Source organism: Pseudoalteromonas sp. 31A1, from assembly GCF_011378815.1.
Taxonomy (GTDB): Bacteria; Pseudomonadota; Gammaproteobacteria; order Enterobacterales; family Alteromonadaceae; genus Pseudoalteromonas; species Pseudoalteromonas arctica.
In genome coordinates this window covers 254,824-279,357 of sequence record NZ_WTKY01000004.1, presented here as the reverse complement: position 1 = coordinate 279,357, position 24,534 = coordinate 254,824, and the positions used below count along the sequence as shown (strand labels likewise).

The 24,534-nt window shown below is 39.2% G+C and carries 24 protein-coding genes; 9 read left to right on the top strand and 15 right to left on the bottom strand.

Annotated features, from left to right (window positions below; translation table 11 throughout):
- Positions 1-118 precede the first annotated feature (118 nt).
- The 5 genes from GQR52_RS06630 to fur all read left to right on the top strand — a co-directional run bounded on the left by GQR52_RS06630 (position 119) and on the right by fur (position 2,656).
- The gene (locus GQR52_RS06630) at positions 119-886 is read left to right on the top strand and encodes an alpha/beta fold hydrolase (RefSeq protein WP_007586854.1); all 768 of its coding nucleotides are present in this window, start codon (positions 119-121) and stop codon (positions 884-886) included.
- A gap of 95 nt (positions 887-981) precedes the next feature.
- A complete protein-coding gene (locus GQR52_RS06625) occupies positions 982-1,203 on the top strand; it encodes a DUF2788 domain-containing protein (RefSeq protein ID WP_002962930.1) in 222 nt (73 codons plus the stop codon).
- A 2-nt stretch (positions 1,204-1,205) separates the two neighbouring features.
- Complete coding sequence (ybfE, locus tag GQR52_RS06620; RefSeq protein WP_002962928.1) at positions 1,206-1,484, top strand: LexA regulated protein; 279 nt, start codon at positions 1,206-1,208, stop codon at positions 1,482-1,484.
- Between the two features lie 14 nt (positions 1,485-1,498).
- Positions 1,499-2,026, top strand: coding sequence for a flavodoxin FldA (fldA, locus tag GQR52_RS06615; RefSeq protein WP_007586856.1), 528 nt, complete (start codon positions 1,499-1,501; stop codon positions 2,024-2,026).
- 186 nt (positions 2,027-2,212) lie between these two features.
- Positions 2,213-2,656, top strand: a complete 444-nt coding sequence (fur, locus tag GQR52_RS06610; RefSeq protein ID WP_007586857.1) for a ferric iron uptake transcriptional regulator — start codon at positions 2,213-2,215, stop codon at positions 2,654-2,656.
- 306 nt (positions 2,657-2,962) lie between these two features.
- On the opposite strand, the gene glnS is transcribed toward fur, so the two are convergent.
- A complete protein-coding gene (gene glnS / locus GQR52_RS06605; RefSeq protein ID WP_010552676.1) occupies positions 2,963-4,621 on the bottom strand; it encodes a glutamine--tRNA ligase in 1,659 nt (552 codons plus the stop codon).
- 218 nt (positions 4,622-4,839) lie between these two features.
- Between glnS and GQR52_RS06600 the strand changes: the two genes are divergently transcribed.
- Positions 4,840-5,910 (top strand): DUF3083 family protein, encoded by a 1,071-nt coding sequence (locus GQR52_RS06600; RefSeq protein WP_165727885.1) that lies wholly within the window; start codon positions 4,840-4,842, stop codon positions 5,908-5,910.
- Between the two features lie 59 nt (positions 5,911-5,969).
- Here the strand turns inward: GQR52_RS06600 and sucD are convergent, their stop codons facing one another.
- The 8 genes from sucD to sdhC form a co-directional block, all read right to left on the bottom strand.
- The gene (sucD, locus tag GQR52_RS06595) at positions 5,970-6,842 is read right to left on the bottom strand and encodes a succinate--CoA ligase subunit alpha (RefSeq protein WP_010552674.1); all 873 of its coding nucleotides are present in this window, start codon (positions 6,840-6,842) and stop codon (positions 5,970-5,972) included.
- Positions 6,842-8,008, bottom strand: a complete 1,167-nt coding sequence (gene sucC, locus GQR52_RS06590; RefSeq protein ID WP_007586870.1) for an ADP-forming succinate--CoA ligase subunit beta — start codon at positions 8,006-8,008, stop codon at positions 6,842-6,844. Before sucC ends, sucD begins: the two co-directional genes overlap by 1 nt.
- Before the next feature lie 177 nt (positions 8,009-8,185).
- Positions 8,186-9,703 carry a 2-oxoglutarate dehydrogenase complex dihydrolipoyllysine-residue succinyltransferase gene (gene odhB / locus GQR52_RS06585; protein WP_165727884.1) on the bottom strand — a complete coding sequence of 506 codons (1,518 nt, stop codon included), beginning with the start codon at positions 9,701-9,703 and terminating at the stop codon, positions 8,186-8,188.
- 3 nt (positions 9,704-9,706) lie between these two features.
- A complete protein-coding gene (gene sucA / locus GQR52_RS06580) occupies positions 9,707-12,526 on the bottom strand; it encodes a 2-oxoglutarate dehydrogenase E1 component (protein WP_165727883.1) in 2,820 nt (939 codons plus the stop codon).
- 94 nt (positions 12,527-12,620) lie between these two features.
- Entirely contained in the window at positions 12,621-13,337 is a 717-nt protein-coding gene (locus GQR52_RS06575) for a succinate dehydrogenase iron-sulfur subunit (RefSeq protein WP_007375751.1), read from the bottom strand.
- A 10-nt stretch (positions 13,338-13,347) separates the two neighbouring features.
- Positions 13,348-15,120: a succinate dehydrogenase flavoprotein subunit gene (gene sdhA / locus GQR52_RS06570; protein WP_007375750.1), complete on the bottom strand. Its 1,773-nt coding sequence runs from the start codon at positions 15,118-15,120 to the stop codon at positions 13,348-13,350.
- Complete coding sequence (gene sdhD / locus GQR52_RS06565) at positions 15,121-15,468, bottom strand: succinate dehydrogenase, hydrophobic membrane anchor protein (RefSeq protein ID WP_007586873.1); 348 nt, start codon at positions 15,466-15,468, stop codon at positions 15,121-15,123.
- Positions 15,459-15,836 carry a succinate dehydrogenase, cytochrome b556 subunit gene (sdhC, locus tag GQR52_RS06560; RefSeq protein ID WP_076914908.1) on the bottom strand — a complete coding sequence of 126 codons (378 nt, stop codon included), beginning with the start codon at positions 15,834-15,836 and terminating at the stop codon, positions 15,459-15,461. Before sdhC ends, sdhD begins: the two co-directional genes overlap by 10 nt.
- A gap of 420 nt (positions 15,837-16,256) precedes the next feature.
- On the opposite strand from sdhC, the gene GQR52_RS06555 reads away from it, so the two are divergent.
- The 3 genes from GQR52_RS06555 to GQR52_RS06545 all read left to right on the top strand — a co-directional run bounded on the left by GQR52_RS06555 (position 16,257) and on the right by GQR52_RS06545 (position 19,335).
- The gene (locus tag GQR52_RS06555; RefSeq protein ID WP_007586875.1) at positions 16,257-17,543 is read left to right on the top strand and encodes a citrate synthase; all 1,287 of its coding nucleotides are present in this window, start codon (positions 16,257-16,259) and stop codon (positions 17,541-17,543) included.
- Positions 17,544-17,658: 115 nt separating this feature from the next.
- Complete coding sequence (locus GQR52_RS06550) at positions 17,659-18,885, top strand: SufS family cysteine desulfurase (protein ID WP_165727882.1); 1,227 nt, start codon at positions 17,659-17,661, stop codon at positions 18,883-18,885.
- 33 nt (positions 18,886-18,918) lie between these two features.
- Entirely contained in the window at positions 18,919-19,335 is a 417-nt protein-coding gene (locus GQR52_RS06545) for a SufE family protein (RefSeq protein WP_165727881.1), read from the top strand.
- Positions 19,336-19,341: 6 nt separating this feature from the next.
- Here the strand turns inward: GQR52_RS06545 and tcdA are convergent, their stop codons facing one another.
- From tcdA to msbA, 6 genes are read right to left on the bottom strand one after another with little or no spacing between them, the layout of a single operon-like run.
- The gene (gene tcdA, locus GQR52_RS06540; RefSeq protein WP_101216486.1) at positions 19,342-20,139 is read right to left on the bottom strand and encodes a tRNA cyclic N6-threonylcarbamoyladenosine(37) synthase TcdA; all 798 of its coding nucleotides are present in this window, start codon (positions 20,137-20,139) and stop codon (positions 19,342-19,344) included.
- On the bottom strand, positions 20,140-20,820 hold the full coding sequence (locus GQR52_RS06535) for a TIGR01621 family pseudouridine synthase (RefSeq protein WP_121954939.1): 681 nt from the start codon (positions 20,818-20,820) through the stop codon (positions 20,140-20,142). It abuts the gene before it with no gap.
- The gene (gene kdsB, locus GQR52_RS06530) at positions 20,817-21,578 is read right to left on the bottom strand and encodes a 3-deoxy-manno-octulosonate cytidylyltransferase (RefSeq protein WP_165727880.1); all 762 of its coding nucleotides are present in this window, start codon (positions 21,576-21,578) and stop codon (positions 20,817-20,819) included. Before kdsB ends, GQR52_RS06535 begins: the two co-directional genes overlap by 4 nt.
- A complete protein-coding gene (locus tag GQR52_RS06525) occupies positions 21,566-21,763 on the bottom strand; it encodes a Trm112 family protein (protein ID WP_002961789.1) in 198 nt (65 codons plus the stop codon). Before GQR52_RS06525 ends, kdsB begins: the two co-directional genes overlap by 13 nt.
- Positions 21,753-22,733: a tetraacyldisaccharide 4'-kinase gene (lpxK, locus tag GQR52_RS06520; RefSeq protein WP_165727879.1), complete on the bottom strand. Its 981-nt coding sequence runs from the start codon at positions 22,731-22,733 to the stop codon at positions 21,753-21,755. The genes GQR52_RS06525 and lpxK overlap by 11 nt, the downstream gene beginning before the upstream one ends.
- A complete protein-coding gene (gene msbA, locus GQR52_RS06515; protein ID WP_165727878.1) occupies positions 22,730-24,475 on the bottom strand; it encodes a lipid A export permease/ATP-binding protein MsbA in 1,746 nt (581 codons plus the stop codon). Before msbA ends, lpxK begins: the two co-directional genes overlap by 4 nt.
- Positions 24,476-24,534 lie beyond the last annotated feature (59 nt).

The window sequence follows — 24,534 nt, the reverse complement described above, 5'->3', positions numbered from 1 at the left end:
ATTTACCTCATTGTTGTTGATTTAACGCCCAAAAGCCCAATTTAATAAATAGTCGCTGTATTTTTTGCTTTTTAGAGCAATGCTCGGCAAACTATGGCGAAATTTTCAGGAGGCGGGTATGCAGTTAAATTACAAGCAACAAGGGCAAGGTCCTAATGTTATTTTGATACATGGGCTTTTTGGATCATTAGAAAACCTAAATGTAATAGCAAAACCATTAAGTGAACACTTTACTGTTATTAACGTTGATTTACGTAACCACGGGCTTTCTCCTCATAGTGATGAAATGAACTACCCAGCAATGGCACAAGATATTGTTGAGTTATTAGCACATTTGAACATAGATAAAGCACATTTAGTTGGGCACTCTATGGGTGGTAAAGTGGCAATGGAATTAGCGCTTACACATCCTGAACTTGTAAATAAGCTTGTTGTACTTGATATAGCACCTGTTAGTTACCCTGCTCGGCACACAAAAATATTACAGGCATTAAAAGCGGTTTCAGCACAATCAATTGACGATAGAAAACAAGCTGATGCTCTAATGCAGCCTTACATAGAAGAGCTGGGAGTTCGACAGTTTCTACTTAAAAGCCTCGCTAAAAATGAGGAAGGTCATTTTGCATGGCGATTTAATTTAAATGTGCTTGACGAAAAATATTCTACAATTACATCCAATGTTAATGAAAACAATTCTTGTTTATGCGATACTCTTTTCATTAAAGGTAATGATTCTGACTATATTTTGCCCGAGCATCGTACTGCAATTAAAGCTCGCTTTAAAAATACCAAGGCTAAAATAATTCATGGCGCAGGCCATTGGCTTCATGCTCAAAAGCCACTTGCCGTAAATAAAGCGATAAACGACTTTTTAACTGCGGTTTAAAGCAATTTTAATCGCGTGTTTTTGATTTTGCGCACTAAATATATGAATAATTATATGCTATAGTACGCGCCGTTTAATTTAAAGGTTATACGTTGATGGTCAGTCAGTTAATTAACGAATTTGATACCCTAGGGTTGTATTTTGGCTTAGCCGGTATTTTCATATTCATCGGCATGGCAATTAAAGACGTACTAAAAAGTGGCAATGTGCCTAAGTTCGGACAATACATTGTCTGGGGTGTGCTCTTTTTAGGTTGTTCAGGCTTTATTGCTAAAGGTCTTATTCAAGTATTTTGGCAAGGCGCAGGTGTAGGTTAAGCATGGCGAAGTCAGAAACAGATAGAACTACACTCGATTTATTTGAATACGAAAAACGCCCAGGCAGACCTAAAACCAATCCCCTTTCACGGGATATGCAGTTAAAGGTAAATAAACGTAATCAAATAAAAAGAGATAAAGCACGTGGCTTAAAGCGTGTTGAATTTAAAGTTTCATCGCAGTTATATCAAGCATTGAGTGATATGGCAGATGCACAAAATATTAGCCGCAGTGCGCTGATTGAAACGATTTTACAAGAAAGATTGGCTATTGATACATAAAAGGTTTTAAATCCATGGCAAGTGTAGGCATTTTTTTCGGAAGTGACACAGGTAACACAGAACACGTAGCAAAAATGATCCAAAAAGAATTGGGTAAAAAGCTAGTGGCTGTTCATGATATTGCAAAAAGCTCTAAAGAAGAGATTGCTGAATTTGATTTAATCTTATTCGGTATCCCTACTTGGTACTACGGCGAAGCACAATGTGACTGGGATGACTTTTTTCCAGAACTTGAAGAAGTAGACTTTGAAGGTAAACTTGTTGCTATTTTTGGTTGTGGAGACCAAGAAGATTACGCTGAGTACTTTTTAGATGCGATGGGCATGATCAACGATATCGTTACTGAACGTGGCGCTATTGTTGTTGGTCATTGGCCGAGCGAAAGCTATGACTTTGAAGCATCTAAAGGCATGGCTGATGATAAGCATTTTGTAGGTTTGGGTATCGACGAAGACCGTCAACCAGAACTTACAGAACAACGTGTTAAAGCATGGTCTGCTCAAGTATATGAAGAAATGTGTTTAAGTGAATTAGCTGACTAATTTACTGCATATATCGCTAGCTGTTTAAATAATTATCAAACAGTTAGCGTTTTAAGCTTTAGTGGCAATATAAATCAATTGTTCTTTGCACTTAACGCTTAGGCACGTTATCCTGTTTGTTGCTAATGTGTCGTGTACATCTTTGCAAGATGTCTAGTATAACCAAATAAAATTGAGACAGATTTAATGACTGATCATAACTTGGAACTTAAAAAAGCCGGTTTAAAAGTAACTTTACCGCGTATTAAAATATTAGAGATTTTACAATCTCCAGATAACCAACACATCAGTGCTGAAGATGTTTACAAAATTCTTTTGGATCTAGGTGAAGAAATTGGTCTTGCAACTGTATACCGCGTACTTAACCAATTTGATGATGCGGGTATTGTAAGCCGTCATCACTTTGAAGGTGGCAAATCAGTATTTGAACTTTCAGGAAGCACACACCACGATCATTTAGTATGTTTGAAGTGTGGCAAAGTTGTAGAGTTTGAAGATGAGATGATTGAACGTCGTCAACTTGAAATTTCTGAAGAAAATGGTATTACACTTACAAACCATTCTTTATATTTATACGGTGAGTGTAATGATAAAGCAGCGTGTAAAGAATTTAGCGACGCTAACAGCTAATACTGATTTTAAAAAGCAATAAAAAACCTGCTAAGTGCAGGTTTTTTTGTGTCTAAAATACGCTTGTAATAAACATACCCAGTAAAAACTGGGGATATTAAACCTGAACTCTGGTTAAGAGATTTACCAACGTATTGAATCATGGTGATATTTAAATTTATTTCTCTAGCCAGAGATTTTAAGTGAAAACAAGGCGAATTCACGCGTCAATAGCTGACCTATTGCAAGTAAATTCAACGCAGTTAGCGCTGAAAATAGCTGCTCGAGATAGATTTATTATCCAGGGTTCAGGTTTTTAGATATTACTTATTGAGTCTTAGACCATGAATCACGAAGACCCACTGTTTGGTTAAATACAACGTTCTCTGATTTAGAATCACGAGAGAAATAACCCGTACGCTCAAACTGAAAGCCCTGCTCTGCTTGTGAATTAGCAAGCGATGGCTCTAATTTAGCGTTTGATAAAACAACCAGTGACTCAGGATTTAATGTTGTTTCAAACTCATCAGCGGCAGCTGGGTTTGGCACACTAAACAAACGATCGTATAAACGAACTTCTGCCGTAATAGACTCTGGTGCTGAAACCCAGTGAATAACACCTTTTACTTTACGTCCATCACTTGGATTTTTACCAAGTGTTTCAGTATCGTAAGTACAGAAGATAGTTGTAATTTCGCCGTTTTCGTCTTTCTCAACACGCTGTGCTTTAATAACATAAGCGCCACGCAAACGTACTTCTTTATCAAGCACTAAACGTTTAAACTTGTTATTTGCTTCTTCTTTAAAGTCTTCTCGTTCGATGTAAATTTCGCGAGTAAACGGTACATCACGACGACCCATTTCTTCTTTATTTGGGTGGTTAGCCACAGATAAAACCTCAACCTTGTCTGCATCGTAGTTTTCAATAACAACTTTAACAGGATCGAGTACGGCCATTGCACGTGGTGCATTTTCGTTTAGATCTTCACGGATACATGCTTCAAGCATACCCATTTCAACCATATTCTCTTGTTTTGTTACACCAATGCGCAAACAAAACTCACGGATTGAACCTGGTGTATAACCACGGCGACGCAGGCCTGCAATTGTAGGCATGCGTGGGTCATCCCACCCTTCTACATGGTTATTTACCACTAAATCGCTTAGCTTACGCTTAGACATAATTGTGTATTCAAGATTTAAACGTGAAAACTCAATTTGCTGTGGGTGACACTCTAAACTAATGTTATCAAGTACCCAGTCGTACAAACGACGGTTATCTTGAAACTCGAGTGTGCATAATGAATGTGTAATACCTTCGAGTGCATCAGAAATACAGTGCGTGAAGTCATACATTGGGTAAATGCACCACTTGTCTGCTGTTTGATGATGATGAGCAAAACGTACGCGATAAATAATTGGATCGCGAAGCACCATAAATGAGCTAGCCATATCAATTTTAGCACGCAGGACACATTCGCCTTCTTTGAATTCGCCAGCACGCATTTTTTCAAATAACGCTAGGTTTTCTTCAACTGATGTATCTCTGTACGGGCTATTTTTACCTGGCTCTTTCAATGTACCACGGTATTGGCGTGCTTCGTCTGCTGTTAAAAAACAAACGTACGCTAAGCCTTTATTTATAAGCTCAACAGCGTAACCATATAAAGTATCAAAATAGTTAGAAGAATACTTTATATCGCCATCCCAGTTAAAACCTAACCACTGTACGTCTTCTTTTATAGAATTAACGTAGTTAATGTCTTCTTTTTCTGGGTTTGTATCGTCAAAACGTAAGTTACATAAACCGTTATAATCTTTTGCGATGCCAAAATTTAAACAAATTGATTTGGCATGACCAATATGCAAAAAGCCATTTGGTTCAGGTGGAAAACGTGTATGCGTTGTTGCATGCTTTTTACTTGCTAAGTCTTCATCAATTCGGGTTCTAATAAAGTTACTTGGGCGATTCTCAATTTCCGCCATAGGAGTGTAGTCCTCTAAATATTACGTAATAACAAAACTAATGCATTATTACAAAAACATACACTAACATACAGCACTAGATTAAGGTTTATTTTTGATATTGCTTAACTTTAATTCAGCTGAACCATTGTTTATGAATAAAATTTGTTTTAACGCAATATTTAAGTCATCTAAACAGTTTATAGTAGGTAAATAACCTACATTATAAGGATTTAAAGATGGCGACACTTAATCAACATCGTGTATATATTCCAACTAATGCACGCGCTAACCACTACCTTTTAGCTGAAATAACCCCTAATCACGATTTTTATAAAAGCTTTAGTGATATAAATTGCTGCTATGAACGTATTGCACGCCAGCTGTTTGCTTCTTGTGATGAGTACGAGCTTTATAATGTGCACTTATTAGCGAATGATAAACTACCCGTTGTAAGATTTAATGATGAGTCTTATCAATTAGAAACAGATAAACAAATGCTCTTTTTTTATAATCCCCGTTATCACGAAGCGCATAAGATTTATTACACTGAAGGTACACCGAGTAAAAAAATACGCATTCTATTTTTAGCAACAGGCGATGATTTGCGAGCCAACTCTGCAGAATTTCATAATAAAGTTCAAAAAGTGTTAGACACTTTACAAGGACAACTCTTAATAAATCAGCCCCAGTTTAAACTACGCGACCATCAACACTTAACGTATGACCTATTTGCTAAAGAAAAAGGCAACAAGGAAAGCTATGGTTACAAATTAAGAAGTCTCTACCCTCGCTACCAATCAAGACAATGCAGCATACCCAATGATTATGCAGAGATGACTTACGCCACTTTTACTATACCGGTTTCGCGCGCAATTAAAACGCAGTTTCAAACACTAATGAACACAAACGATTATGCTAAATTTTATGACTACTTTGCTTATGCATTTTTACGTGCGTGCCAAAATAATAACTTAAACCATGGCGCTATGGTTGCTAACGGTGCAACGCCTATTATACGCAACAGTAAAATAGATAAAAGTGAAGGCAATGATGAACTTCAAAAGTTAAGTTTTGATATTGAATCTAATGAAAATCAAATTAAGCACTTTTATGAAGCAAGTAAATTAGTAGAAACGCTGCATTTTGTAGTAGTAGCAACGCAGCAGGATAAACATGAAATGGGCTACGGTCGATTTATGAACCAAGTAGAAAAAACAATCTATACTCTGTGTAATGAGCTGGCTATAAATAAACAACGCCAAGACTTATCTGTACGTTTTTTCCAGCATATTAGTTACCCGTTCTAAATTTTCATCTAATAACAAAAAGGCCCGCATATGCGGGCCTTTTCAAAGGAAGCAAGCGATTACCAGCCTGTTTTCTCTTTAAGTGCTTTACCGATATCAGCAAGTGAACGTACAGTTTTTACGCCCGCAGCTTCTAATGCAGCAAATTTCTCATCAGCAGTACCTTTACCGCCGGCAATGATTGCGCCAGCGTGACCCATACGCTTACCTTCTGGTGCAGTAACACCAGCAATGTAAGATACTACAGGTTTAGTTACGTGAGCTTTGATGTACTCTGCAGCTTCTTCTTCTGCAGTACCACCAATTTCACCAATCATTACGATTGCTTCAGTTTGTGGATCTTTTTCGAACATTTCTAGAACGTCGATAAAGTTAGTACCTGGAATTGGATCACCACCAATACCAACACACGTAGACTGACCAAAACCAGCATCAGTAGTTTGCTTAACTGCTTCGTACGTTAAAGTACCAGAGCGAGAAACAATACCTACTTTACCAGGTTTGTGGATATGACCAGGCATGATACCAATCTTAGTCTGACCTGGAGTAATAACACCTGGGCAGTTAGGACCGATCATACGAGTACCTGTTTGATCTAGTTTAATTTTAACATCAACCATATCAAGTGTAGGGATACCTTCAGTAATACAAACTATTAGCTCGATGCCAGCATCGATAGCTTCTAAGATTGCATCTTTACAGAAAGGAGCTGGTACGTAGATAACTGAAGCAGTTGCGCCAGTTTCTTTTACAGCATCACGAACTGTGTTGAATACAGGAAGACCAAGGTGCGTTTGACCGCCTTTACCTGGGCTAACACCACCAACCATTTGTGTACCGTACTCAAGCGCTTGCTCTGAGTGGAAAGTACCTTGGCCACCAGTGAAACCTTGACAGATAACTTTTGTATCTTTATTGATTAATACAGACATTATTTGCCCTCCGCAGCAGCAACAACTTTTTCAGCAGCGTCTGTTAGTGATTCAGCAGCAATGATATCTAGACCAGAGTTCTTAAGAACTTCACGACCTAATTCAGCATTAGTACCTTCTAAACGTACAACTACTGGTACGGTTACGCCAACTTCTTTAACTGCGCCAATGATGCCTTCAGCAATCATGTCACAACGAACGATGCCGCCAAAGATGTTTACTAAAACAGCTTTAACATTGTCGTCAGAAAGAATGATTTTGAATGCTTCAGAAACACGTTCTTTAGTAGCACCGCCACCAACATCCAAGAAGTTAGCCGGCTTGCCGCCGTGTAGGTTTACGATGTCCATAGTACCCATTGCTAGGCCTGCACCGTTAACCATACAACCAACATTACCGTCTAGAGCAACGTAGTTAAGCTCGAAGCTTGCTGCGTGTGCTTCACGAGCATCTTCTTGAGATGGATCGTGGAATTCACGGATTTTAGGTTGACGGTAAAGTGCATTACCATCAATACCGATTTTGCCGTCAAGACAGTGAAGGTTGCCTTCATCTGTAATTACTAACGGGTTGATTTCAAGTAGTGCGAAATCAAAATCAGTGAACATTTTACCAAGACCCATAAAGATCTTAACAAACTGTTTCATTTGTACTGGGTTAAGACCCAATTTGAAACCTAGTTCACGTGCTTGGTAAGCTTGAGGACCTACTAACGGGTCGATCTCTGCTTTGTGGATAAGCTCTGGTGTTTCTTCAGCAACAGTTTCAATTTCAACGCCGCCTTCAGTAGACGCCATGAAAACTACTTTACGAGATGCACGGTCAACTACTGCACCTAGGTACAATTCGTTAGCAATGTCAGTACAGCTTTCTACTAAAATTTTAGCTACTGGCTGGCCTTTCTCGTCTGTTTGGTAAGTAACTAGGTTTTTACCTAACCAATTAGCTGCAAACGCTTTTACTTCTTCGATAGTTTTAACTAGCTTTACACCGCCAGCTTTACCACGTCCACCTGCGTGAACCTGAGTTTTAACAACCCACATATCGCCGCCAATTTTTTCAGCAGCTGCAGCAGCTTCTTCAGGTGTATCGCAAGCGTAACCTGTAGAAACGGGTAAACCATATTCGGCAAAAAGTTGTTTTGCCTGATACTCATGCAAATTCATGATGCTTTATCCAATTTTTTATACTAAAAGAGCTGAATATTTTTTCAAATAAACAACTATCCCAAATTGCGCACCTAGTATAGATCCCAAGGCTTAACATGAAAACCCCAGTACGACCAAAGGCGCAAAAAAAAAGCTGTGAATGTTCATTCACAGCTTACATTTCATACAACTAGATTAAACATCTAGCAATAAGCGAGTTGGATCTTCAAGTAACTCTTTAATAGTCACTAAGAAACCAACAGATTCTTTACCATCAATGATGCGGTGGTCATAAGAAAGTGCTAAATACATCATAGGAAGTATTTCAACTTTACCATTTACTGCCATAGGACGATCTTGGATTTTATGCATACCCAAAATCGAAGATTGTGGCAAGTTAATGATAGGTGTAGATAGCAATGAACCAAATACGCCACCATTAGTAATAGTGAAATTACCACCCGTCATATCAGCAAGCGTTAGCTTACCATCACGACCTTTAAGTGCTAGTTCACGAATACCTTTTTCGATTTCAGCAACAGATAGTTTGTCACAATCTTTAAGTACTGGAGTAACTAGACCACGTGGAGTAGATACTGCAATGCTGATATCGAAATAGTTATGGTAAACAATATCGTCACCATCAATTGATGCGTTAACATCAGGGAAACGTTTAAGTGCTTCAGTTACCGCTTTCACGTAGAAAGACATGAAACCTAAACGAATGCCATGACGCTTTTCAAACGTTTCTTGATACTGCTTACGAAGGCTCATGATTGGTCCCATGTTCACTTCGTTGAATGTTGTTAACATTGCAGTTGAGTTTTTAGCTTCAAGAAGACGTGTCGCAATCGTTTTACGTAAACGAGTCATAGGTACACGTTTTTGTGTACGATCGCCCATCGGTGCTGCTGGAGCAGAAGCTTCTGCTTTTTTAGCCGCTGGCGCTGGTGCTTTTAAGAAAGTATCAACGTCTTCTTTAGTTACACGACCATTTTTACCCGTGCCTTTAATTTTAGAAGCGTCTAAGCCTTTTTCAGCGATTAAACGACGAACTGATGGAGTTAACACATCTGAGCTTTCGCTTGAATCTGCTGCTGGCGCTGCGTCTGCTTTTGCAGCTGGAGCCGCTGGTGCACCGCCTGCTTTAACCGAACCAATTACTTGCTCGCCTAATACAGTATCACCTTCTCCGTGAATGATATCACCCATGATGCCATCTTCTTGAGCTACTACTTCAAGAACAACTTTATCTGTTTCAATATCTACCAAGTTTTGGTCGCGTGTTACAGCGTCACCTGGTTGTACATGCCATGTAGCAATTGTTGCGTCTGCAACTGATTCTGGAAGTACAGGTACTTTAATATCCACTTCTTTACCTTCTGATGCTGGTGCTGATTGCGCCGCTGGCGCGTCTTCTGATTTAGCTGGTGCTGATTCTTCTTTAGTTGAACCTTCACTTGCTGGCGCTGCATCAGCATCACCAAGTAAACCCATAACTTGATCGCCAAGTACGGTTGCACCTTCTTCTTGTGATATCTCTGTAATTACACCGTCGTGCTGTGCAACAACTTCTAGAACCACTTTATCTGTTTCAATGTCTACTAAGTTTTGATCGCGAGTTACTTTGTCGCCAACACTTACATGCCATGTAGCAACGGTAGCATCTGCAACCGACTCAGGAAGAACAGGAACTTTAATTTCTGTGCTCATTGCTTATCCTTTATTTTCTATAGTAAGCGCGTCGGCAACGAGCGCTTGTTGTTCTTTAGTATGTACTGACATGTAACCACACGCTGGTGATGCAGATGCTTTACGTCCTGCATATTTTAATTTAGCACCTTGTGGGATTGCATCAATAAAGTGATGTTGTGAACAGTACCATGCACCTTGGTTTTGTGGCTCTTCTTGACACCATACAAAATCAGTTACGTGTTGGTAGCGCTCTATAATTGTTTTCATTTCATCGTGCGGGAACGGATATAGCTGTTCAACACGTACAATTGCAACATTATCTTGCTCAAGCTTACGACGTTCTTGTAATAGTTCGTAGTAAACTTTACCACTACAAAATACAACACGTTCTACTTTCTCCGGGTTAATATCATCAATTTCATCGATCATATTATGGAAAACACCGTGTGAAAGCTCTTCAAGTGATGAAGTAGCAAGAGGGTGACGAAGTAACGACTTAGGTGTCATTACAATCAGTGGACGACGAAGTGGTCGAACTGATTGACGACGAAGCATAGCGTAAACTTGTGCCGGAGTAGACGGAACACACACTTGCATGTTGTGATCAGCACATAGTTGTAAGAAACGCTCTAAACGCGCTGAACTATGCTCTGGTCCTTGACCTTCGTAGCCATGCGGTAACAAAATTGTAAGACCACATAAACGGCCCCATTTTTGCTCACCAGAACTTAAGAATTGGTCAAATACAACCTGTGCACCATTGGCGAAATCACCGAACTGCGCTTCCCAAAGTATTAGTGATGTAGGCTCTGCTGTTGCATAACCATACTCAAAAGCAACAACGGCTTCTTCAGATAAAACCGAATCAAATACTTGAAAAGTACCTTGGTCTTTACTTAGGTGCTCTAAAGGAGTGTACGTAGCACCATCAGTTTGACTATGAACAACAGCATGGCGATGGAAGAATGTACCACGACCAGAATCTTGTCCAGTTAAACGAATGTCAGTGCCTTCTGTCGCAATTGTTGCATAAGCAAGTGTTTCTGCCATACCCCAATCAAGCGCTTTTTCACCACTTGCCATTAACTTACGATCATCGTAAATCTTTTTAACACGAGATTGAGCAACATATTGCTCTGGGTAAGTTGCAATTTTTTCACCCAGTTCTTTTAGTCTTTCAACAGAAACACTCGCGTCGTAATCAACATTCCACTCGTGGCCAACATATTTAGCCCAATCTGAAGAATGCGAAGTCTCTGGCTGTATTTCTGAAACAACACAGTTGCCTTCATCTAATGCATTACGGTAATCATCTGCTAGAGCTTTAACTTCTTGTTCAGAGAAAGAGCCTTCTGCAATCAGTTGATCAGCGTAAATTAAACGTGGAACTGGATGTTTTTTAATTTTTTGGTACATGACAGGCTGAGTTGCATTAGGCTCATCAGCTTCATTGTGACCATGGCGACGGTAACACACTAAATCGATAACTACGTCGCGCTTAAACTGGTTTCTGAAATCAAGTGCAAGCTGTGTAACAAATGCAACAGCTTCAGGATCATCAGAATTAACATGAAATATTGGTGACTGAACCATTTTAGCTATGTCAGTACAATATACAGTTGAGCGTACATCATCTTGTTTAGACGTTGTAAAACCTACTTGGTTATTTACAACAATGCGTATACTACCACCACAGCTAAATCCATTAGTTTGTGACAAGTTAAATGTTTCTTGTACAACACCTTGACCAGTAACTGCAGAGTCACCATGAATTGTAATTGGTAGAGCTTTAATACCAGAGCTATCACCTAAGCGATCAAGACGAGCACGAACTGAGCCCATAACTACTGGATTTACAATTTCAAGATGAGATGGGTTAAACGCAAGCGCCATATGTACGTTGCCACCTTTAGTAGCAAAGTCAGATGAGTAACCCATGTGATATTTAACATCGCCAGAACTTAATGTCTCTTTGTGTTTACCGGCAAACTCATCAAATAATTCTGATGGGTTTTTACCTAGTACATTCACAAGAACATTCAAACGACCACGGTGAGCCATACCAATAACAGCTTCTTGTTGGCCGCTTTCACCAGCGCGGTGAATAAGCTCTTTTAGCATTGGAACTAACGCATCGCCACCTTCGAGTGAGAAACGCTTAGCACCTGGGAACTTAGCCCCTAAATATTTTTCAAGACCATCAGCAGCCGTAAGACCTTTTAGGATACGTAGCTTTTCATCTTTTGAGAATTTTGGCCTAGACTGGACAGATTCTAAACGCTGTTGTAACCAACGCTTTTCCTCTGTTGATGTGATGTGCATATACTCAGCGCCAATTGAACCACAATATGTAGTTTTTAGTGCTTGGTATAGTTCACCTAAAGGCATAGTATCGCGCCCTACGGCAAACGACCCTACGTTAAACTCGCGGTCAAAATCACTTGAAGATAGGTCGTGGTACTCTAGCTCTAAATCTCGTACACGCTCTCGTTGCCAAATACCTAATGGATCTAGGTTTGCATTTTGGTGTCCACGAAAACGGAAAGCATTAATAAGTTGTAGAACTTTAACCTGTTTAAGGTCACCGCCACTACCCTCTGCTACCACTACTTCTCTATGCTTGTTTTTTGCAAGCTGTGCAAACTGTGCTCGAACCTCTGAATGTTTTACTTCAACATCCACACCATCAACTTTAGGTAATTGTTCAAACACTTCTCGCCATTCGTCTGGCACAGAAGTCGCATCGTCTAAATACGCTTCATAAAGCTCTTCTACATAAGCAACGTTGCCGCCGTTTAAATGTGAAGATTCTAGCCATGCCTTCATCACACCTTCGTGCATTTATAAGCCCTTTTTTTTAGCGCAGAAATTAATAGTTATTATAACAAGATGGCTAATATAATTTAATATTAGCCATCTTACCTTTACTAAGCTATCAAACCGCTCGGTTTAGTAACATAGATTTGATTTGTCCAATTGCTTTGGTCGGATTAAGACCCTTAGGACAAACGCTAACACAGTTCATGATACTGTGACAACGGAACACACTGAACGCATCGTCTAAATCCGCTAAACGTTCTTCAGTTGCTGTATCTCGGCTATCAGCCAAGAAACGGTAAGCATGAAGAAGGCCTGCTGGACCAATGAACTTGTCTGGATTCCACCAGAACGAAGGACACGATGTTGAACAACATGCACACAAAATACACTCATAAAGCCCATCTAATTTATCACGTTCTTCAATAGTTTGAAGACGTTCGCCTGCTGCAGGCTGATCATTAATTAAATAAGGTTTAACTTTTTCGTACTGAGTGTAGAACTGACTCATGTCAATAACAAGGTCACGAACCACAGGTAAACCTGGTAATGGACGTACTACGATTTTACCTTTGCCATTTTTTTGTAGCGTAGATAAAGGAGTAATACATGCTAAACCATTTTTACCATTCATGTTAACACCATCAGATCCACACACACCTTCACGGCATGAACGACGGAAAGATAATGTAGGATCTTGTTCTTTTAGAAGAATAAGTGCATCCAACACCATCATGTCGTGACCTTCCTCTGTTTGCAAGGTGTATTCTTGCATACGAGGAGCGTTGTCAACATCTGGATTATAACGATAAACTGAAAATTGTACTTGTGCCATCGTCTATCTCCTAGTAAACACGTGCTTTAGGTGGGAAAGCTTCACGCGTTTTAGGCGCATAGTTTACATCACGCTTACTCATTTCATCCGTTACAGGATTGAATACTGAGTGACATAACCAGTTTTCGTCATCACGATCTGGGTAGTCAAAGCGAGAATGTGCACCACGGCTTTCTGTACGGAAGTTTGCAGCTACTGCAGTCGAGTAAGCTGTTTCCATTAAGTTGTCTAGTTCAAGACATTCGATACGCTGCGTATTGAAGTCTGATGATTTATCATCAAGACGAGCATGTTGCAGACGTTCGCGAATTTCTTTAAGTTCTTGAAGACCTGCAGCCATTGAGTCACCTTCACGGAATACCGAGAAGTTAAGCTGCATACATTGTTGTAGGTCTTTTTTGATTTGAACTGGATCTTCACCTTGGCCAGCCGTTGAATTTTCCCAACGATTGTAACGTGCAAGAGACGCTTCTAAATCTGATTCTGAAGCAGCTTTAGATATTTCAACGTCATTTAGGTACTTACCTAAGAAGTTACCCGCAGCACGACCAAACACAACTAAATCAAGTAATGAGTTACCACCTAAGCGGTTTGCACCGTGTACAGATACACATGCAATCTCACCTACTGCAAATAAACCTTGAACTACTGTTTCGTTGCCTTGAGCATCGATTTGTAGCGCTTGTCCATTTACATTAGTAGGAACACCACCCATCATATAATGACAAGTTGGAATTACTGGAATTGGCTCTTTTGCAGGGTCAACGTGAGCAAATGTTTTAGCAAGGTCACATACGCCTGGAAGACGTAAATTAAGTGTTTCTTCACCCAAATGGTCAAGTTTTAACTTAAGATGTGGACCCCAAGGACCATCACAACCACGACCTTCACGGATTTCAGTCATCATTGAACGTGCAACAACGTCGCGAGACGCTAAGTCTTTTGCGTTTGGTGCGTAACGTTCCATGAAGCGTTCGCCATCTTTATTTAAAAGATAACCGCCTTCACCACGACAACCTTCAGTTACTAGCGTACCAGCACCTGCGATACCCGTTGGATGGAACTGCCACATTTCCATGTCTTGCATAGAAATACCAGCACGTGTTGCCATACCAACACCGTCACCAGTGTTAATGTGAGCATTAGTGGTTGATGCAAATATACGACCTGCACCACCAGTAGCTAATACAACAGCTTTAGATTTGAAGAAGGTAACTTCACCTGTCTCAATCTCAATTGCAGTACACCCTACTACATCACCATTATCGTTTTTAACTAAATCAAGTGCATACCATTCAGAGAATACATTTGTTTTGTTTTTAACGTTTTGTTGATATAGAAGGTGTAATAAAGCATGACCAGTACGGTCAGCAGCTGCTGCAGTACGTGCGGCTTGTTCACCACCAAAGTTTTTCGATTGACCACCGAAAGGACGTTGGTAAACACGGCCATTTTCAAAACGAGAAAATGGTAAACCCATGTTTTCTAATTCGGTAATAGCTTCTGGGCCAGTTTGACACATGTATTCAATAGCGTCTTGGTCACCGATAAAATCGGAACCTTTAACGGTATCGTACATATGCCATTCCCAGTTATCTTCGTGTGAATTACCAAGCGCAACCGTAATACCGCCTTGAGCAGATACAGTGTGTGAGCGCGTTGGAAATACTTTAGATATTAATGCACACGTTTTGCCAGATTCTGTAATTGCTAAAGCAGCGCGCATACCTGCACCACCTGCACCAATTACTACGGCGTCAAATTCACGAACAGAATATTTCACTTAAACACCCCATAATACGATTAGACCAATAGCTACGTAAGCAACGGCCATTAGGTTTAATACAAAACCTAAAACTGCACGAAGCTTTGCGCACTTAACATAGTCTGTAAGAACTTGCCAAAGGCCAATGCGGGTATGAACCATAATGCAAACAAGGGTAATTAACGTAAACCCTTTCATTGCTAGGTTAGAGAAGAGGCCTGTCCAGGCTTCGAAAGTGACTTCTGGCGTCGCTAAAAAATAGCCGATAATAAAAATCGCGTAAGCGCTGATTATTAATGCCGTGGTACGTAAAGATACGAAATCTTGTACACCATCACGTTTTAGAGTTGCTTGATTTAAAACCATATCCACACCCCTGCCAATACGGCAAACACAACACCAAGAGCCATTGAAACTTTAGCGCTGAGGTTACCTGATTCAAGTTCTTCCCAATGTCCCATATCCATAATCATATGACGGATACCACCAATAAGGTGATAACCTAATACAGAAACAGTGCCCCAAGCTATAAATTTGGCAATGAATCCGTTAAACAGACCCTTGACGAATTCAAAACTTTCAGCTGAAGAGAGAGACTCAGACCAAGCCCAAATGACAAACGTTAAAGCAAAAAATAATGCAACACCGGTGACGCGGTGAAAAATTGAAGCTTTAGCCGTTGCCGGCATAGATATAGTTGTTAGATCTAGATTTACAGGTCTTTGCTTTTTCACAGTTACTTGCCCATCTTTGCTCACAGTGGAGCTCATCTACTTGTTTTTCTAAAAACCCACCAAATATTACTGATGGAACTATCAAAATAAACGTACCAAAACAATTAAAGTTCACAAACCTGTAAATTTTAAGCTGTTAAGAATATGTTTACCCAAATACAATACGGTTTAAAACCACCGTTAGTATATATACCCACAGGGCTTTTTACAATTCTTGTTTATTTAGAGATGTTTGCGAATTAGCCAATAGTATTATATTTAATTAATACCGAATATTTATTATACATATATGCATAATGTTTATAAAAATTGACTTTAACCCCCTCTTTCACGTTAAAATGAGAAGATGTGCTTAAAACAGATTTCAGAACTTTAAAATCTAAAAATCAGAATAGATATCTTAATAGGAGATACATAACGATGGCAGATAAAAAAGCCACAGTCCAAATTGATGGACTAGATCCAATCGAACTTCCAATTTATCAAGGCACTGCTGGCCAAGATGTAATCGACGTACGTACGTTAGGTTCACACGGTCACTTTACTTATGACCCAGGTTTCATGTCGACTGGTTCTTGTGAATCTGCAATCACCTATATTGATGGTGGTAAAGGTGTACTACTTCACCGTGGTTACCCAATTGAGCAATTAGCTGAAGACTCAAATTACATTGAACTTTGTTACTTACTTTTAAATGGTGAGTTACCTTCTAAAGAACAATATGAAGTTTTTAAGAATGAAATCACTACAAGCACTATGCTTGACGAGAAAATTGCTAACTTTTTCCAAGGTTTCCGCTTTGACGCTCACCCAATGGCAATGCTTTGTGGCGTAGTAGGTGCATTATCATCTTTCTATCATGAAGACCTTGATATTACTGATGCTGAACAACGTAAAACAAGCGCAGTTAAGCTTGTTGCTAAGTTACCAACAATCGCGGCAATGGCTTATAAAACAAATATCGGCCAACCGTTTGTATACCCACGTAACGATTTAAGCTACGCAGAAAACTTCTTACACATGATGTTCTCTGTACCTGCTGAAGAATATAAAGTTAATCCAGTAACTGCAAAAGCGATGGATAAAATCTTTATGCTTCATGCAGATCATGAACAAAATGCATCAACTTCAACAGTTCGTCTTGCTGGTTCATCTGGTGCTAACCCGTATGCATGTATTGCAGCTGGTATTGCATCTTTGTGGGGCCCTGCTCACGGCGGCGCTAATGAAGCATGTTTAAACATGTTAGAAGAGATTGGCTCTGTTGACCGTATCGATGAATACGTAGCTAAAGCTAAAGATAAAGCTGACCCGTTCCGCCTTATGGGCTTTGGACACCGTGTTTACAAAAACTTTGACCCACGCGCTACAGTAATGCGTCAAACGTGTCACGAAGTTTTAGCTGAGCTGAATATCCAAGATCCACTTCTTGATATTGCTATGAAGCTTGAGCAAATTGCGCTTGAAGACCCATACTTTGTAGAGAAAAAACTATACCCTAATGTAGATTTCTACTCTGGTATTATCTTAAAAGCGATTGGTATTCCAACAAGCATGTTCACTGTAATCTTTGCAATGGCACGTACTGTTGGTTGGATCACTCACTGGGATGAGATGCTATCTCAACCTGGTCATAAGATCAGCCGTCCTCGTCAACTTTATACTGGTTACACTCAACGTGACTACGTATCAACTGACAAGCGTTAATTAACGTTGGTTAGTTTAAAAAGGCCGCATTTTGCGGCCTTTTTTATTAACAACACTTGAGAATTATCATAAACCGATTACAATTCCTGCCTTAAAAACACTATGTAGATGAGCCATGCTTGCTTTAAAGTTTGATATAAATAAAATTAGAAACGACTTCCCAACATTAAATCAAACAATAAACGGCTGCCCGCTTGTTTATTTAGACTCAGCAGCAACCTCACAAAAGCCTCAATCAGTTATAGATACAATTACTGAATTCTATACGTTTCAAAACGCTAATGTACACCGTGGACGCCATACACTTAGCGAGCAAGCAACTTATTCATATGAACAAGTACGGGATAAAACTGCACAGTATTTCAATGTATTTAGTAAAGAGATTGTATGGACTAAAGGTGCTACAGAAGCCATCAACTTGGTCGCTAACGGATTAAAAAAGCGCTTAAATGAAAGTCATACCATAATGATATCTCCGCTTGAGCATCATGCAAACATAGTGCCTTGGCAAATAGTGAGTCAACAAACGGGTGCTAAATTAATAGCGCTTCCACTAAATAAAAATGGCACGCTGAACACCAAAGAATGCTGTGAATTTATAAAAGAAACAAAACCAGCCCTATTAGCTATTACACAAGCATCTAACACACTGGGTAATATCACCGATTTAAAACCACTAATTAGAGCTGCAAAAGACGTCAATTCTCTTGTTTTAGTCGATGGTGCACAAGGTGCACTGCATTTAAAACCCGATTTACGTGAATTAAACTGTGACTTTTATGTCTGCTCAAGCCATAAAATGCTCGGCCCAACAGGATTAGGTGTACTTTATGGTCGATATGAGCAATTAAATACCCTTGATATTTACCAATCAGGTGGGGAAATGATCGATAAAGTGTACTTAACTCACAGTACTTATCGTCCTGCGCCTGCAAAATTTGAAACTGGAACACCAAATATCTCTGGAGTTTTAGGCTTTGGTGCCGCATTAGACTATTTAAATGAATTAGATCACGCAAAAATTCAGCAATATGAGCAAAAATTGTTTAGTTATGCCGCTCAAAAATTGGTAAAGGTTGATGGTATTACAATATATAGCAACCTATCTGACAATATTGGTACACTCTGCTTCAACTTAAATGATGAACATCCTTATGATTTGGCAACCTTACTTGACGGGTACGGGGTTGCAGTAAGGAGTGGACACCATTGTACACAGCCATTAATGACACATTTAGGGCTTAATGGAACGCTAAGAGCGAGCTTTTGTTTTTATAATACCTATGAAGATGTAGATATATTCATTGATTCACTTAAAAAATGTATCGCTTTACTGGACTAAACGTCACTTTAATAGAATTAATTAGGATAACTCATGACAAATACGTTTAACAAAGTCACAGAATCTATAAAAAATGCGCCCGCTTGGCAGCAAAAATATCGTGAGATAATGCTTTTAGGAAAAACTTTACCTGTTTTAGCTGATGTTTTGAAGACTGATGATGCACTTGTACCGGGCTGTGAAAGCAAAGTATGGATGTTTGTTGAATTTGATTTAACAGAAAATACACTTGTTGTAATTGGTGACTCAGATACACGTATAGTAAAAGGATTATTAGCCATTATTTTAGCGCTTTACAATGGCCTCACACCAGAGCAAGTAGTGAATAAAAATGCGTATGAAGAATTTGAAAAGCTCGGCCTTATAAGCCACTTAAGCGCATCACGTAGTAATGGTATTAAAGCCATGGTTGATAAAATACAAACCATGGCACAACAAAAGCTTAGTTAGCAAAAACTAAGCTTGCGAGCGTTGTTTTTTATCTAGATATTTACGCACCGCTTTTGCCGCAACAAAAAAGCCGAAGCTTCCTGTGATCATAGTCACAGATCCAAAACCATTATTACAATCCATATTCATCGAGCCATCAGCACTTTGCTTAGCATGACATACGCTGCCATCGCTTCCTGGGTAAACCAATTGCTCTGTTGAGTAAACACAATCAATATTAAACTTACGTTTAGGATTATTACTAAAATTATACTGCTTACGCAAAATATAACGTACTTTTGCAAGTAATGGGTCTTGCGTAGTTTTAGCTACATCACCAAAAGTTATTTGGCTAGGATCTGTTTGCCCGCCAGCACCACCAGTTGTAATTATAGGTAGTTTATTACGTTTACAGTGAGCAATTAATGCTGCTTTTTCTTTAACTGCATCAATACAATCAATCACATAATCAAAACCTTGAATATGCTCTTGAATATTATCAAGCGTAATAAAATCATCTATCACATTAACTTGGCACTGTGAATTAATAAGCTCGCAGCGCGCTTTCATTGCATCTACTTTAGCTTGACCAATAGTGCCCGTTAACGCATGAATTTGTCTATTGACGTTAGTCGCGCAAATATCATCCAAATCAATCAATGTTATTTTACCAACACCAGTACGTGCAAGTGCTTCTGCTGTCCAGCTCCCTACACCACCAATCCCTACTACACAAAAATGTGCTTCTTGAAGCCAATCAAACTGTTGATGACCATATAAACGTTTAATACCACCAAAACGTATATCTGTAACTTTTTCGCTCATTTACCAATCCAGTTGCCATGGCGACTGCCATGCTTGAAAATCTTGATGTTTAATTAACGCCAAATACTCATCACCATTATCGGGTAATAAAGTTAGCTGTATTTGTTCACCTTGCCATAAAAAGCTCAATGCATATGCATGTAAATAGGTACGATTTGATGGCGTGCCTGAATACATTGCATCGCCTAAAATAGCAGAGCCAATACTTTTTAGTGCCACTCTTAATTGATGCGTCTTTCCTGAATAAGGCTTTAAAATATACCCTCTAAATCCCGGCTTATAGCTTAGCGAATAAAATCGGGTGATTGCAGGGTTAAGCTTACTCGTTAGTAACTTAAACGAGCCACGGCGAGACTTAGCCATATCGCCTTTGATCCACCCCTGCTTCTTTTTTGGTTTAGCGTCACTAATCGCTAAATAAAATTTAGCAATCGCATGCTCAGTAAACATAACAGTAAAGCTGGCAGCAGCGGCTTTGTTTCGCGCTAAAATAATCAGCCCTGATGTCACTTTATCTAAACGATGAACGGCATAAAGCTTTTGCGTTAATTGTTGTTCGGCTAACACAACAAAGCCGGGGCCATCTTCTGAATGAAAATTAAGACCCGCTGGCTTTTCTAAAATATAAAAATCGTTATGTGTAAAAATGATTTTTAATATTTTACTTACTTGTTCACTCACGCGTTTGTACTTTTAATATGCGCTATCACTTTCGCTAAGTCATCGGGCGTATCAACTCCAGCATGGGGTGCTATTTGAGCTTGCTCTATTTTGATTTTATAACCATGATACAACACACGTAACTGCTCAAGCGATTCAAGTAGCTCAAGTGGCGATACGCTCAATTCTATATATTGTTTAATAAAACCCGCTCTGTACGCATAAATACCTACGTGGCGCTGAAATGGCGCTAAATTAAGAGCACTGCTGTCATTCATCATTGTGCTTCTATCAAACGGAATACTTGCACGAGAAAAATACAGCGCATTTTTATTTATATCGCTAACCACTTTAACGGCATTAGGATTAAATACTTCATCACGCTCTTCAATAGCAACACTTAACGTTGCCATTGGTGCTGTTGAATCACTTAATAGTGCAGCAACTTGGGATACATTTTCTGGCGCAAGTAAGGGCTCATCGCCTTGTACATTAACCACAATTGTATCGCTGTCGAGATCAAGTAAATCAACTACTTCGGCTAAACGCTCAGTACCCGATTGGTGATCTTCGCGAGTCATTACAACATCACTAGTAAATAAACTTACTGCATCAAACACTTTTTGATGATCGGTTGCTATAACCACTTTACTTGCACCTGATAAACATGCTTTTTCGTAAACATGTTGAACCATTGGCTTACCGCAAATATCAGCAAGCGGCTTACCCGGTAGTCGGGTTGATGCAAAACGTGCAGGAATTACAACTACGAATTCCACTTTTCAACCTCTTCTAAAGATAACTCACGTGCTTCGTTTTCAAGCAATACTGGAATATCATCTTGAACGGGGTAAGCAAGCTTAGCTGCAGTACTAATTAGTTCGTTGTTTTCTCTATCAAAGCGTAATTTACCCTTACAAACTGGGCAGGCAATTATCTCGAGTAATTTTGTATCAAAGGCCATTGAGTATTCCTTTTTCTTTTAATAATGAATTTAATGTGTTTATTACGCTATCGGAAGGCTCTGCATCTACAGGTAAATAATACCAATTAGGTTTTGCAAAGGACTTACATTTAACCGCGTCTTTTTCGGTCATTATAATGCAATCATCACCAAACTGAATAAAATCATCTGCTGTATAAGCATAATGATCTCTAAAGTGATGAGTCGACAATAGCTTAATATTTTGTGCTTCTAATGAGTTTTCAAACCGTTTAGGGTTCCCAATTGCACTTATTGCATGTGCGTGAGTTACCGTATGTTTTGCATCATCACCTGAATTAACTAAGCGAAGGTTACTTACTTGCAGCACGTAGCTATTATTAGCCTGACCGCCATTTTCAATTACTATATCAACACTTTGTAAGCGTTTAGTTGTTTCGCGTAGTGGCCCTGCGGGCATAACAAAACCATTACCAAAGCGGCGTTCACTATCAACAATACAACACTCAATGCTACGAGGCATTTTATAATGCTGCATCCCATCATCAGAAATAATGACATCTAGCGTATGATTTTTTTCTAATAAATCGATATTGTGTTGTCTATTAGGGCCAACAGCTATTGGGCACTTTAAACGATGGTATAAAAGCACAGGCTCATCTCCAGCCTGCTGAGCATCTACAAGCTCAGTGACTAACAGCGGGTAATTATCTGATTGCCCACCATAACCTCTACTAATAATACCCACTGATAAACCTTGCTCGGTCAAATACTCATACAACCACAAAACAAAAGGTGTTTTACCATTGCCGCCTACGCTTATATTGCCGACTACAATAACAGGCGTTTTGCACTCAAAAGGTTTAAGTATTTTAGCGCTGTACAAGAGTTTTCGAAATACCGATACAACCCAAAACAAAGCACTTAATGGTAATAACAATAAAGTAATTAGACCAAATGGTTTATACCAGCTTTGCTCTATTTTGCTCACGCCTGATCACCAAACTGCATTTTGCAAAGTGCTGAATAAGTACCGTCATTTGCTAATAAGCTACTATGATCGCCACTTTCTATCACACGACCGTTATCAATAACATAAATTCGGTCACTGTTTTCAATAGTAGATAAGCGGTGTGCTATAACAATAGAGGTTTTATCTTTCATTAGCGTTTCTAACGCTTGCTGAATAAGCTTTTCAGATTCGGTATCAAGTGCTGACGTTGCCTCATCTAAAATCAAAATAGGTGCATCTTTTAATATTGCACGCGCTATTGCTATTCGCTGGCGTTGACCACCTGAGAGCATTACCCCATTTTCGCCTACCATGGTGTTTAATTGCTCTGGCAGGTCTTTAACAAATTCCCACACGTGTGCTTGTTTGGCAACTTGTTCTAACTCTTCAACAGACACATCGTGCTTTATCCCATAACAAATATTGTTAGCAATCGTATCGTTAAATAACACGACCTGCTGAGACACTAAAGCAAATTGGCGACGCAGATCTGTTAATTTATAATCCTGCAGGGCTATACCATCGAGTAATATTTCACTCGGTAACTCTAAGTCATAGTAGCGTGGTAACAAGTTAGAAATTGTGGACTTACCTGAGCCTGAGCGCCCAACTAAAGCAATACTTTCACCCGCCTCAATCGTTAGCGACAAATCGTTTAATACGGCTTCATCTTTCGTTGGGTACTTAAAGTTGACGTTTTTAACCTCAATTAGCCCTTTAACTTTATCAACAGCAACTGTACCTGTGTCTTTTTCCATTTCTTCGTCTAAAACTAAAAATATACTTTGCGCTGCAGAGATACCACGTTGCATATCACTATTAACATTGGCAAGTTGTTTTAGCGGACGCAATAACATCATCATTGAGGCAATTAATGCCATGAAGTCACCAGATGTAATCGTATCAATCATTGATGGCAACGACACCGCCCACAAAATAACTGCCATGGCACTTGCCGCTAAAATTTGAATTATAGACACACTAAGCGCTTTAGTTGCGTCCATTTTGATACGTTGCTGACGATTATGATTATTAATTTTCGAGAAGTGATTAATCTCTTGATCTTGACCACCAAAACCATGAATTACTTTATGCCCACTTAACATTTGCTCAGAACTGCGAGTAACTTGCCCCATAGCCGATTGAATATTTTTTGAAATATGGCGAAAGCGTTTAGATACTACGGCAACAATAATAGCCACTAATGGAATGATCACTAAAAATATCAGTGATAGTTGCCAACTGGTATAGAACATTACCGCAAGTAAAAATACAACAAATGCCCCTTCACGTACAACTATTAGCAAGGCTTTAGTAATCGCTTGTTGAACTTGTTCTGTATCAAATGTGATTTTTGAAATTAAATCTCCCGTTGAGTTTTTGTCATGAAAAGAAACGGGTAAGTGCAATATGTGCTCAAATAACTCTTGGCGTAAAGAGCGTACAACTTGGGAGCCTACATAACTTAAGCAGTAAGAAGACATAAAGTTAAAAACACCACGCCCTAGAACTAACGCGATAACGACAAAAGGAGCGTACTTTAAAACTTCTGTATTACGCTGGTTCAAACCTTGATCAATAAACGGCTTCATTAATTGAATAAATAAAGCATCCATTGCTGAATAGCCTATCATCCCAATAATTGCGACAAATGCGACGCTTTTGTAGGTGCCAACATATGAGACAAGACGTTTATAAATTTGTGTAGTACTTTGATCCATAACACTCTCTAAATACAGAAACAATCTGTATTGTATCCTCCGATGAGATAAAACTAAAC

What these genes read in the sequence shown, in the direction of transcription:
- GQR52_RS06625 (WP_002962930.1), top strand. Translation starts at nt 982, where the DNA reads ATGGTCAGTCAGTTAATTAACGAATTTGATACCCTAGGGTTGTATTTT.
- sucC (WP_007586870.1), bottom strand. Translation starts at nt 8,008, where the DNA reads ATGAATTTGCATGAGTATCAGGCAAAACAACTTTTTGCCGAATATGGT.
- GQR52_RS06555 (WP_007586875.1), top strand. Translation starts at nt 16,257, where the DNA reads ATGGCAGATAAAAAAGCCACAGTCCAAATTGATGGACTAGATCCAATC.
- GQR52_RS06575 (WP_007375751.1), bottom strand. Translation starts at nt 13,337, where the DNA reads ATGGCACAAGTACAATTTTCAGTTTATCGTTATAATCCAGATGTTGAC.
- GQR52_RS06630 (WP_007586854.1), top strand. Translation starts at nt 119, where the DNA reads ATGCAGTTAAATTACAAGCAACAAGGGCAAGGTCCTAATGTTATTTTG.
- GQR52_RS06550 (WP_165727882.1), top strand. Translation starts at nt 17,659, where the DNA reads ATGCTTGCTTTAAAGTTTGATATAAATAAAATTAGAAACGACTTCCCA.
- fur (WP_007586857.1), top strand. Translation starts at nt 2,213, where the DNA reads ATGACTGATCATAACTTGGAACTTAAAAAAGCCGGTTTAAAAGTAACT.
- sucD (WP_010552674.1), bottom strand. Translation starts at nt 6,842, where the DNA reads ATGTCTGTATTAATCAATAAAGATACAAAAGTTATCTGTCAAGGTTTC.
- odhB (WP_165727884.1), bottom strand. Translation starts at nt 9,703, where the DNA reads ATGAGCACAGAAATTAAAGTTCCTGTTCTTCCTGAGTCGGTTGCAGAT.
- fldA (WP_007586856.1), top strand. Translation starts at nt 1,499, where the DNA reads ATGGCAAGTGTAGGCATTTTTTTCGGAAGTGACACAGGTAACACAGAA.
- sucA (WP_165727883.1), bottom strand. Translation starts at nt 12,526, where the DNA reads ATGCACGAAGGTGTGATGAAGGCATGGCTAGAATCTTCACATTTAAAC.
- tcdA (WP_101216486.1), bottom strand. Translation starts at nt 20,139, where the DNA reads ATGAGCGAAAAAGTTACAGATATACGTTTTGGTGGTATTAAACGTTTA.
- GQR52_RS06545 (WP_165727881.1), top strand. Translation starts at nt 18,919, where the DNA reads ATGACAAATACGTTTAACAAAGTCACAGAATCTATAAAAAATGCGCCC.
- sdhD (WP_007586873.1), bottom strand. Translation starts at nt 15,468, where the DNA reads ATGGTTTTAAATCAAGCAACTCTAAAACGTGATGGTGTACAAGATTTC.
- ybfE (WP_002962928.1), top strand. Translation starts at nt 1,206, where the DNA reads ATGGCGAAGTCAGAAACAGATAGAACTACACTCGATTTATTTGAATAC.
- GQR52_RS06525 (WP_002961789.1), bottom strand. Translation starts at nt 21,763, where the DNA reads ATGGCCTTTGATACAAAATTACTCGAGATAATTGCCTGCCCAGTTTGT.
- glnS (WP_010552676.1), bottom strand. Translation starts at nt 4,621, where the DNA reads ATGGCGGAAATTGAGAATCGCCCAAGTAACTTTATTAGAACCCGAATT.
- msbA (WP_165727878.1), bottom strand. Translation starts at nt 24,475, where the DNA reads ATGGATCAAAGTACTACACAAATTTATAAACGTCTTGTCTCATATGTT.
- GQR52_RS06600 (WP_165727885.1), top strand. Translation starts at nt 4,840, where the DNA reads ATGGCGACACTTAATCAACATCGTGTATATATTCCAACTAATGCACGC.